Annotated in this window: 13 protein-coding genes; 3 read left to right on the forward strand and 10 right to left on the reverse strand. The window is 63.4% G+C overall.

What is annotated here, in order from left to right; genetic code table 11:
- Nucleotide 1: 1 nt before the first annotated feature.
- The 8 genes from hemW to SJI00_RS14670 form a co-directional block, all read right to left on the reverse strand.
- Entirely contained in the window at nucleotides 2–1,195 is a 1,194-nt protein-coding gene (hemW, locus tag SJI00_RS14635) for a radical SAM family heme chaperone HemW (protein WP_322462426.1), read from the reverse strand.
- A complete protein-coding gene (gene rdgB, locus SJI00_RS14640; RefSeq protein WP_322462427.1) occupies nucleotides 1,192–1,788 on the reverse strand; it encodes an RdgB/HAM1 family non-canonical purine NTP pyrophosphatase in 597 nt (198 codons plus the stop codon). Before rdgB ends, hemW begins: the two co-directional genes overlap by 4 nt.
- Entirely contained in the window at nucleotides 1,785–2,219 is a 435-nt protein-coding gene (locus SJI00_RS14645) for a DUF4426 domain-containing protein (protein ID WP_322462428.1), read from the reverse strand. Before SJI00_RS14645 ends, rdgB begins: the two co-directional genes overlap by 4 nt.
- Nucleotides 2,220–2,283: 64 nt before the next feature.
- On the reverse strand, nucleotides 2,284–2,904 hold the full coding sequence (metW, locus tag SJI00_RS14650) for a methionine biosynthesis protein MetW (protein ID WP_322462429.1): 621 nt from the start codon (nucleotides 2,902–2,904) through the stop codon (nucleotides 2,284–2,286).
- Nucleotides 2,905–2,911: 7 nt separating this feature from the next.
- Nucleotides 2,912–4,051, reverse strand: a complete 1,140-nt coding sequence (gene metX / locus SJI00_RS14655) for a homoserine O-succinyltransferase MetX (RefSeq protein ID WP_322462430.1) — start codon at nucleotides 4,049–4,051, stop codon at nucleotides 2,912–2,914.
- A 79-nt stretch (nucleotides 4,052–4,130) separates the two neighbouring features.
- On the reverse strand, nucleotides 4,131–4,721 hold the full coding sequence (locus tag SJI00_RS14660; protein WP_322462431.1) for a YggT family protein: 591 nt from the start codon (nucleotides 4,719–4,721) through the stop codon (nucleotides 4,131–4,133).
- A 10-nt stretch (nucleotides 4,722–4,731) separates the two neighbouring features.
- Entirely contained in the window at nucleotides 4,732–5,550 is an 819-nt protein-coding gene (gene proC, locus SJI00_RS14665; protein ID WP_322462432.1) for a pyrroline-5-carboxylate reductase, read from the reverse strand.
- Between the two features lie 38 nt (nucleotides 5,551–5,588).
- Nucleotides 5,589–6,275 (reverse strand): YggS family pyridoxal phosphate-dependent enzyme, encoded by a 687-nt coding sequence (locus tag SJI00_RS14670; RefSeq protein WP_322462433.1) that lies wholly within the window; start codon nucleotides 6,273–6,275, stop codon nucleotides 5,589–5,591.
- Nucleotides 6,276–6,339: 64 nt separating this feature from the next.
- Between SJI00_RS14670 and SJI00_RS14675 the strand changes: the two genes are divergently transcribed.
- The 3 genes from SJI00_RS14675 (at nucleotide 6,340) to SJI00_RS14685 (ending at nucleotide 8,227) form a co-directional block, all read left to right on the forward strand.
- Complete coding sequence (locus SJI00_RS14675; protein ID WP_322462434.1) at nucleotides 6,340–7,335, forward strand: type IV pilus twitching motility protein PilT; 996 nt, start codon at nucleotides 6,340–6,342, stop codon at nucleotides 7,333–7,335.
- 109 nt (nucleotides 7,336–7,444) lie between these two features.
- Complete coding sequence (locus SJI00_RS14680) at nucleotides 7,445–7,840, forward strand: hypothetical protein (RefSeq protein WP_322462435.1); 396 nt, start codon at nucleotides 7,445–7,447, stop codon at nucleotides 7,838–7,840.
- 51 nt (nucleotides 7,841–7,891) lie between these two features.
- The gene (locus tag SJI00_RS14685; RefSeq protein ID WP_322462436.1) at nucleotides 7,892–8,227 is read left to right on the forward strand and encodes a DUF7716 domain-containing protein; all 336 of its coding nucleotides are present in this window, start codon (nucleotides 7,892–7,894) and stop codon (nucleotides 8,225–8,227) included.
- A 228-nt stretch (nucleotides 8,228–8,455) separates the two neighbouring features.
- Here the strand turns inward: SJI00_RS14685 and SJI00_RS14690 are convergent, their stop codons facing one another.
- Both SJI00_RS14690 and SJI00_RS14695 read right to left on the reverse strand, forming a co-directional pair.
- Complete coding sequence (locus SJI00_RS14690) at nucleotides 8,456–8,872, reverse strand: type II toxin-antitoxin system HicB family antitoxin (protein ID WP_322462437.1); 417 nt, start codon at nucleotides 8,870–8,872, stop codon at nucleotides 8,456–8,458.
- A gap of 70 nt (nucleotides 8,873–8,942) precedes the next feature.
- On the reverse strand, nucleotides 8,943–9,161 hold the full coding sequence (locus tag SJI00_RS14695; protein ID WP_322462438.1) for a type II toxin-antitoxin system HicA family toxin: 219 nt from the start codon (nucleotides 9,159–9,161) through the stop codon (nucleotides 8,943–8,945).
- Nucleotides 9,162–9,196 lie beyond the last annotated feature (35 nt).

Genomic DNA, 9,196 nt, shown 5'->3' on the forward strand with positions numbered 1-9,196 from the left:
CTCAGGTCAGGAAGTACTGCAGCAGGTCATTGAGGAACAATTGGCCACGCGCGGTGGCGGCCAGACGATCCGGTTCGACCTGCAAAAGGCCCTTTTGTTCGGCCAGGCGGCGGGCGGCCGCCAGCTGTGCCAGTGGTTGGCCCGTGCGGCGGGTGAACAGGTCGGCTTCCACGCCCTCGGTCAGGCGCAAGGCGTTGATCAGGAACTCGAATGGCAACTCATCGACGGGTAGTACTTTTTCCCCGGCCTTGTAGGGTTTGTCGGGGTTGAGGTAGTCCTTGGGCAGGCGGGTCTTCCAGGTGCGCACGATGCGCCCGTCCGCCAGCGACAACTTGCCATGCGCCCCCGCGCCGATGCCGATGAAGTCACCAAAGCGCCAGTAATTGAGGTTGTGCCGCGCGGCGCGCCCGGGCTGGGCGTAGGCCGACACCTCGTACTGGGCGAAGCCGTTATCGGCCAGCAGCGCCTGGCCGGCCTCTTGGATATCCCAGAGGATATCGTCTTCAGGCAGCTCCGGCGGCTGGTTCCAGAACACCGTGTTGGGCTCGACGGTGAGCTGGTACCACGACAGGTGCGTCGGCCCCAGGTCCATGGCCTGGCGCAGGTCGCCCAGGGCGTCGTCGAGCGACTGCTCGGGCAGGCCGTGCATGAGGTCCATGTTGAAGTTGTCGAAACCTGCCGCCCGCGCCATGGCGGCCGCGCGGATGGCTTCATCACCATTGTGGATACGCCCCAGCCGCTCCAGCTTGGCCGGTTGAAAGCTCTGCACGCCAATCGACAGGCGATTGATGCCCTGCTGGCGGTAGGCCTTGAACTTGTCCTGTTCGAAGGTGCCGGGGTTGGCCTCCAGGGTGATTTCGATGTCAGGCGCAAAGGCAATGCGCCGCTCCACGCCCCTGAGCAGGCGGCCCAGCTCAGCGGCGCTGAACAGGCTTGGCGTACCGCCGCCGAAAAAGATCGAGCTGATTACCCGGCCCTGAACGGCAGGCAGTTCCTGGTCGAGATCGGCCAACAACGCATCGATGTACGCCGCTTCCGGCAGCTCCGGCCCGGCCTGGTGCGAGTTGAAGTCGCAGTACGGGCATTTGCGCACGCACCACGGGATATGGATGTACAGCGCCAGCGGGGGCAGTTCGGGCAGTGCGAGGCCAGTCGCTCGCGGATGGAGCAACTGGAGGGACGGCGTGTCGGTCATGCCAGGCCCAGACGCTGACGCAGCAGCACCATGGCGCGCGCGCGGTGGCTCAACTGGTTCTTTTCCAGCGGCGCCAGTTCAGCGCTGGAGCAATCGCGCTCGGGCACCCAGAACAGCGGGTCGTAGCCAAAACCGTGCTCGCCGCTCGCTGCGGTCAGAATGCGCCCGTGCCACAGGCCTTCGCAGAGGATCGGCAGCGGGTCATCGGCGTGGCGCACCAGCGCCAGCACGCAGACGAACTGCGCGCCGCGCTGCTCGGCGGGCACATCCTTCAACGCCGCCAGCAGCTTGGCGTTGTTCGCCGCATCGCCCTGGCCATCGGCATAGCGCGCCGAATAGATGCCCGGCGCACCGCCAAGGAAATCCACCGCCAGCCCGGAGTCGTCGGCCAGCGCCGGCAGGCCGGAGATACGTGCCGCATTCCGTGCCTTGAGGATGGCGTTCTCGACGAACGACAAACCGGTTTCTTCGGGTTCGACCTGGCTGAACTCGCCAATCGAGCGCAGTTGCACCGATTGGCCGAGCATGGCCTGGAGTTCTTTGAGTTTGCCGGCGTTGTGGCTGGCCAATACGAGCTGCTGGAAATTCATCATTCGCCTGGGAACACTTCCTGGTTGAAGCTGAGGGTATGGCTGACGCCGCCGGTCTCGAGGGTGAGGTCAAAGACCATCACCTGGGCCTGATCCACCTTGAACTGCGCCACGTACGACACCGCGCCCTGGCTGCTGGTCTGGCGGAACGACAGCGGGCTGCTGCGCCCGGTGAGGTCCTTGACGGTGCCGCTGACCACCGCCATGCCGGGCTTGTCGGCCTTGAGCACAGCGACGGTGAGCACGCCCAGGTTCTTGCTGCGCACCAGGCCCGCATCGGTGGCGACCTGAGCCTGCAGCATGCTGGAGGAAAACGCGTTGTAGTACACCGTCACGTCGCCGAAGGCTTGCTTGCGTTCAGGGCGGGCGGCATCGGCAGCGAGCACCGGGAGGGCCAGGCACAGGCTGATCAGGAACACGGCGAGACGGCGCATGGGCCAGTTACTCCATTAGGCAGGTGACGCGGGGCGGCCGGGGGAGGCGGGCCCGCGTCGGAGGTCAGACGGCGACCCGGTGGGCATCCAGGCCGGGGCTGCTGACACGGTAGATACCAATTTCCCCGAGAAGATTAGGCCAGATCCTACCCCCCAAACCGTTGCGGTGCAGCCGGTCGACCGCCAGACGGTCGAGCACCTGCGCATCGCGTTCGCGGCACAGCTGCTCGAAGTCGGCAAAGGTGCAGAAGTGGATGTTCGGCGTGTTGTACCAGGTGTAGGGCATGAAGTCCGAGACCGGCATGCGGCCTTTGGTCGCCAGGTACCAGCGGCAGCGCCAGTGGCCGAAGTTGGGGAAGGTGATGATGCATTCCCGGCCCACGCGCAGCATTTCTTCGAGGATGCGGTCGGGGTATTCCACAGCCTGCAAGGCCTGCGTCATGACCACGATGTCGAAGCTGTTGCTGGCGAAGTTGCCCAAGCCTTTGTCGAGGTCCTGCTCGATGACGTTGACGCCCTTGGCCACGCAGGCTGCGATGTTGTCAGCGTCGATTTCCAGGCCGTAGCCATGCACCTGCTTGCGGTCGCGCAGCGAGGCCAGCAGTTCGCCGCTGCCGCAGCCGAGGTCGAGCACTCGGCTGCCGGCGGGGATCCAGTCGTGGATGATTTCCAGGTCGGCTCTCATGCGGTCCTCAGATGACGATGCGATTCATGTAGTTGGCAAACCCCTGCATGTAGCGCGGTGTGGGGATGAGGAAGGCATCGTGGCCATAGGGCGAGTCGATATCCAGGTAGCAGACGTTCTTGCGCGCCGCCATCAGCGCATCGACCATTTCCCGCGAGCGGGCCGGCGAGAAGCGCCAGTCGGTGGTGAACGACATGATGCAGAAGTCGGCCTTGACCCCGGCCAGGGTCGCCGCCAGATCACCCCCGTGGGCGGCGGCGGGGTCGAAGTAATCCAGCGCCTTGGTCATCAGCAGGTAGGTGTTGGCGTCGAAACGCCCGGAGAACTCTTCGCCCTGATAGCGCAGGTAGCTTTCGACCTGGAACTCGACGCTGTGGAAGTCGTAGTTGAGCTTGTCGCTCTTGAGCTCGCGGCCGAATTTCTCGCCCATCGAATCATCCGACAGATACGTGATGTGGCCGACCATGCGCGCCAGCATCAGGCCGCGCTTGGGGATCACGCCCTGGTCCTGGAACGAGCCGCCGTGGAACTCCGGGTCGGTGAGAATGGCCTGGCGGGCAACTTCGTTGAAGGCGATGTTCTGCGCCGAGAGCTTGGGCGCCGAGGCGATATCCACGCAATGGCGAATACGTTCGGGGTAGGTGATGGCCCATTGCAGCGCCTGCATGCCGCCCAGGCTGCCGCCGACGACCGCGGCCCATTGGCCGATGCCCAGGCGGTCGGCCAGGCGCGCCTGGCTGTGCACCCAGTCTTGCACCGTGAGCACCGGAAAGTCGGCGCCGTAGGGCTTGCCGGTGACGGGGTTGAGGCTGCTGGGGCCGGTGCTGCCGTTGCAGCCGCCCAGATTGTTCAGGCTGACCACGAAGAAACGGCGGGTGTCGATCGGCTTGCCCGGGCCGATGCAGCTGTCCCACCAGCCCGGCTTGCGGTCGCTGTCGCTGTGAAAGCCGGCGGCATGATGATGGCCAGACAAGGCGTGGCAGATCAGCACCGCGTTGCTCGCGGTGGCATTGAGGGTACCGTAGGTTTCGTAGGTCAGTTCGTACGTGGCCAGGGAGCGGCCACAGGCCAGCGGCAGCGGCTCATCGAATCGGGCAACCTGCGGGGTTACCAGACCGACGGAATCTTCGGGAAAGACAATGGACATCGACCCTGCTCACGCGTGAATGAGGCGTAAGTCTAAAGAGCGCTACCCCCAGCGGCAAGCCACCGGGGGCAGTGGTGGGTCAGATCATGCGAAACAGTTCTGGCGGCATGCCGATCTGCGCGGCCAGCGGAGGCAGCACGAACGACTGGATCACCTGGATCGCCAGGAAGGCGAAGATCGGCGAGATGTCCATCCCGCCGATGTTCGGCACCCAGCGGCGGAACGGCGCCAGCACCGGTTCGGCGATCTGGTAGGCCAGTTCTGCAGCCGGGTTGCGGGTGCCTGGCGCGACCCACGAGACGATCACCATGACGATCATCGCCACCCAGAAGATCTTCAGGAACAGCGAGGCCACGCCCAGCAGCGACCACAGCAGCAGGTGCAGGATGTCACCGAAGGTGCCGTAGGTGACCATCAGCACGAAGGCCATCAACAGCCCCTGCAGCAGCACCGCCAGCAGCAGCGAGGAGGTATCCAGGCCACCAATGCTCGGAATGATGCGGCGGATCGGCTTGAGCAGCGGCTGGGTGGCACGCACCGCGAACTGGCTCAGCGGGTTGTAGAAATTGGCTTTGACCAGTTGCAGCACGAAGCGCAGCAGGACGATCACCAGGTACAGGCTGACCAGGGTTTGCACCACGAAAATCGCGGCGCCGGACAGTGCATTCATCGACAGCTCCTTATTTGCCCAGTTCTTCGGCCAGTGCCGCAGAGCGCTGCGCAGCAGCCTCCAGGGCCTGATCGACCAGTGTCTGGAAACCATTGTTCTGGAATGAGTTGATCGCCGCCTCGGTGGTGCCACCGGGCGAGGTCACGCGGCGGCGCAGCTCGGCGGCATCGTGCTCGCTGGCGGCGGCCATGTGCGCGGCGCCCAAGGCGGTCTGCAAGGTCAGTTGCGAAGCGGTTTCGCGCGGCAGGCCAAGCTTTTCACCGGCAGCGGTCATGGCTTCGATCAACAGGAAGAAATACGCCGGGCCGCTGCCGGACACCGCCGTGACGGCATCGATCTGCTGCTCCTGCTCCAGCCACAGCACGGTGCCGACGGCGCACAGCAGCGTTTCGGCCTGTTCGTGTTGCTCGGCCGAGACCTGCTCGGTGGCATACAGCCCGCTGGCACCCTTGCGCAGCAGCGACGGCGTGTTGGGCATGCAGCGCACTACGGGTACCTCGCCCAGCCAGGCCTGCAGGCTGGCACAGGTGATGCCGGCGGCGATGGAGACGATCAGTTGATGCTGGCCCAACGAGGGCGCCAGGGACTGGCACACGGCCTTCATCACCTGCGGCTTGACTGCCAGCACGACGACATCGGCGTCGGCCACGGCCTGGGCGTTGTCTTCGAAGACCTCGATGCCGTGCTCGGCCTGGAGCCGCGTACGGGTGTCGGCACCCGGGTCGCTGGCGCGAATCTGCGCGGCGTCCATGCCTTGGGCGCGCAGACCGCCGATGAGGCTCGCGGCCATGTTGCCGGCGCCGATGAAGGCGATACGTGTCTTGCTCATGTCAGGTCCTTGCGGGAAAGGGTGATTGAAACATGCATTTAGACGGCCCCGTAATCACGGGCGCCGAACAGGGCGGTGCCGATGCGCACCCAGGTCGCTCCCTGGGCGATGGCGGCCTCCAGGTCGTGGCTCATGCCCATCGACAGCGTGTCGAGATTCGGATCGACCTGCTCCAGCAACAGGCGCAAACGTGCAAACGCCTGTTCCTGCTCGGCCCGGTCATCGGTGGGTTCGGGGATTGCCATCAAGCCGCGCAGTTTGACGTTGGGCAGTGCCTGCACGGCCGCGACCAGGGCCGGCAGCTCATCCGGGCTGCAACCGGACTTGCTGGCCTCACCGCTGACGTTCACCTGCAAGCAGATGTTCAACGGCTCACAGTCGGTGGGGCGCTGCTCTGATAGGCGTTGGGCAATTTTCAGACGGTCCACCGAGTGCACCCAGTCGAAGTTTTCCGCAATGGCGCGGGTCTTGTTCGACTGAATGGGGCCGATGAAGTGCCAGGTCAAGGCCAGGTCGGTCAATTCGGCCTGTTTGCCCAGCGCTTCCTGCAGGTAGTTTTCCCCCACGTCGCGGGCCCCGGCAGCGTACAGCTCGCGCACGGCGCTGGCGGGTTTGGTCTTGCTCACCGCCAGCAGTTTCACGCTGGCAGGGGCCCGCCCGGCGGCCTCGGCGGCGCGCTGGATACGGGCGGCGAGGGTATTGAGGTTGTCTGCTAGGGTGGACATGGTTCAACGCCGGCGGCTCGAGGGTCGCCGCATTCTACCTGCTCTATTGCCCTTGGGGAGTCTCATGGACGTGACTGCACTCCTGGTCGAGGCCGCCTGCGCGGGCGCCTCCGACCTGCACCTGGCGACCGGCGAACCGCCGGTGATGCGCATCGATGGCGAGCTGCAGCGCCTGGACCTGCCGCCGTTGCTCGGTGCCGATCTGCTCAGCGCCCTGGCGCCCTGGCTCAGCGACGAGCAGCAGCGGCAGTGGAGCGACGGCGCAGAGCTCGACCTCGCGCTCGATCTGCCCGACCGTCGCCGCGCGCGCTTGAATCTATTCCGCCAAGCCCACGGCCCCGCAGCCAGCCTGCGGCTCATCGCCGACGCGATCCCCAGCCTCGATCAGCTCGATCTACACGCCGTGTATGAGGCCATCGCCCCCCTGCATGACGGCCTGGTGATCATCGGCGGCCCCACCGGCAGCGGCAAATCCAGCACCCTCGCCGCACTCATCGACCAGCTCAACCGCGACCGCCCCCTGCACATCATCACCCTCGAAGACCCCATCGAGATGATCCACACCCCCCAGCGCAGCCTGATCAACCAGCGGGAAATCGGCCGCCACAGCGCAAGCTTCACCCAGGCCCTGCGCAGCGCCCTGCGCCAGGACCCCGACGTGATCATGCTCGGCGAGCTGCGCGATCTGGATTCGATTCTCCTGGCCCTGCGCGCAGCCGAAACCGGCCACCTGGTACTCGCCACCGTGCACACCCGCTCGGCGGTGAGCAGCATCGAGCGGTTGGTGGAAGTGTTCGCGGCGGAGGAAAAAGCGCTGGTGCGGGCGATGCTGGCCGACTCGCTGCGTGTTGTCGTTGCTCAGGTGCTGGTCAAGCGCTCAGGCGGAGGCCGTGTGGCCGCGCGCGAGGTGCTGATCAGCACACCCGCCGTGCGCAATCTGATCCGCGAAGGACGGTTGGCGCAGGTGTATTCGGCGATGCAGATGGGGGGCGGGGTGGGGATGGTGACGATGGAGGGGGCGCTGGAGCGGTTGCGGCAAACGGTGGAGGCGGTGACGTAATGGGCGTTCGGATGAAGCGCTCGCCATCGTGAATTCGCGTAGAGTTTGGCGCTCTTGTTGGCGATAACTTGAGATTGCACAGGCGTTGCAACAGCTGGAGGGTTCAAGTGTGTTTCTGGCTTCAACGGTAAAGCACTACGAAGAAGATGAAGTGCTCATTCTGGCGCTCACTGATGATGCGATGGAGCCCGAGCATTTCATCATCATTGCGCGGCTGGACGAAGATACGAACGCTGCGGTTGATGAAGGAATAGGATTACAGACTCAAGATGCCGCCTATGAAATGGCGCAGGCCATTTCGAGTGTGACGTTTGATGGAAACAGGTTTGAGATCGGCCTTCGTGACGCAGTAGTCGAGCACTTTGGTACTTCAGTCATTGCAGCAGAGTTAGTGGGTGAGGCGCGGGCTTTGGCCGAGCATCAGGCGACGCTCAGGCAAGCGATCAAGGTGATTTTCGAGGGGAGCGACGTCCAAATGAGGCTGGGAGCTGTGGATAACGTCTGATCATTGATGAGAGCGAATCGACAAGTGTCATTCGCGCTGACGGAGGGCCGTATGTTACGCAACAACCAGTACTACTCACTGGCTGAGATCATTGACGATGTCAGAGTGCACGGCAACACCGGGGATGATTTCTGCCTGTATGGGCAGGATAAAGAAGGTATGGACCTGCAACAGCCTTATATGGTCGCTGATTATCCCGATGTAGTCGGCGATCGCGTCGTCAACCCTGACGCGGTACAGGCAGAAGGGCTGGGTTATGTGTATTCAGGACAACAGTTCGCGGATGTGATTTCAGTGGTGATGATGCAGAAGCCTGAGGCGGGGTATGCGGAGTGTGTCAGGGCGTTGGACCATTATCTGGAGCATGATGCGTTTTTGGAGTTGTGAGGCTGCGGGTTCAGGATGAAGCAATCATCCGATTCAAGAGCGGGCCCATATGGCCAATGCCCGTCAATTAATAATGCGCGTTGCAGACAGTGGGGCTGCATCGCAGCCCATCGCGGCTGGAGCCGCTCCCACAGATTTTGTTGGAGCGGCTTCAGTCGCGATGGAGCGCAAGCGGTCGCTGCAATATAACTGACTGGGATTAGGCCATAGGGCCCCTCGAGTTTTGCGCTAGCGCGCTGTCTTGTCTTCTGACAGAACACGGAGAGCTGCTGCCGCGAGGAAGCCAGATCGGCTTCTTTGTTCAGGATGACTGGCGACGTAGTTATCGATCCGTTGCAGCAGGTGTTCAGGCAGCGTGGCGTTGAAGCGAACGGATTTGCCGAGATACGGCGTAATGTCGAACTCGACGACGGCCCAGACGCCGCCGGCGAAGTCTGGATTGCCGAGGTGAGCGTCGATTGGCTGGCTTTGAGGCAGGGGCTCCCCATCAGCAACGGACCCCTCACAGTAAAGCGCCAAGGCTTCAAGCACATTGTCCAAAGCCTCTTCGACGGTGTCTCCACCGCTAAAGCAGCCTGGGGCGTCTGGGACGATCACGCCGTAATCAGAGTCGGGGTCCTTGTGGATCACCACTGGAAATTTCATTGGGTTCTCCTGATAGAGAAAGGGTGTACCACCCTGCGGGTGAGCTGCGCTGCGATTCTGCTGATCGACGTCATTTGAGCCCAGCCGTCTTGAGAATGCTGTTCAATGTGCCTATTGGAAGCTGGACTTTCGGATGGGGCACGACCACCTTTCCGGGTTTCGATGGGTGTTTGAAGTAGTGATGGCTGCCTCTGATGCCGGTTAACTTCCACCCGTCGGCTTCCATCAGTTCGATCACCTCTCGACTCCGCATGCGCTCTCCGTTGTATTTTGTGTGTATGGTACACATCGGGCCGTGACAAGTCAGCCGATGTGGCACAGCAC

Origin of the sequence: Pseudomonas gebzensis (genome assembly GCF_034427815.1) — a bacterium.
GTDB lineage: Bacteria > Pseudomonadota > Gammaproteobacteria > Pseudomonadales > Pseudomonadaceae > Aquipseudomonas.

Coding starts and splice junctions, on each gene's coding strand:
- SJI00_RS14685 (WP_322462436.1), top strand. CDS start 7,892: ATGTTACGCAACAACCAGTACTACTCACTGGCTGAGATCATTGACGAT.
- SJI00_RS14670 (WP_322462433.1), bottom strand. CDS start 6,275: ATGTCCACCCTAGCAGACAACCTCAATACCCTCGCCGCCCGTATCCAG.
- metX (WP_322462430.1), bottom strand. CDS start 4,051: ATGTCCATTGTCTTTCCCGAAGATTCCGTCGGTCTGGTAACCCCGCAG.
- SJI00_RS14695 (WP_322462438.1), bottom strand. CDS start 9,161: ATGTGTACCATACACACAAAATACAACGGAGAGCGCATGCGGAGTCGA.
- SJI00_RS14690 (WP_322462437.1), bottom strand. CDS start 8,872: ATGAAATTTCCAGTGGTGATCCACAAGGACCCCGACTCTGATTACGGC.
- SJI00_RS14675 (WP_322462434.1), top strand. CDS start 6,340: ATGGACGTGACTGCACTCCTGGTCGAGGCCGCCTGCGCGGGCGCCTCC.
- metW (WP_322462429.1), bottom strand. CDS start 2,904: ATGAGAGCCGACCTGGAAATCATCCACGACTGGATCCCCGCCGGCAGC.
- proC (WP_322462432.1), bottom strand. CDS start 5,550: ATGAGCAAGACACGTATCGCCTTCATCGGCGCCGGCAACATGGCCGCG.
- hemW (WP_322462426.1), bottom strand. CDS start 1,195: ATGACCGACACGCCGTCCCTCCAGTTGCTCCATCCGCGAGCGACTGGC.
- rdgB (WP_322462427.1), bottom strand. CDS start 1,788: ATGATGAATTTCCAGCAGCTCGTATTGGCCAGCCACAACGCCGGCAAA.
- SJI00_RS14645 (WP_322462428.1), bottom strand. CDS start 2,219: ATGCGCCGTCTCGCCGTGTTCCTGATCAGCCTGTGCCTGGCCCTCCCG.
- SJI00_RS14660 (WP_322462431.1), bottom strand. CDS start 4,721: ATGAATGCACTGTCCGGCGCCGCGATTTTCGTGGTGCAAACCCTGGTC.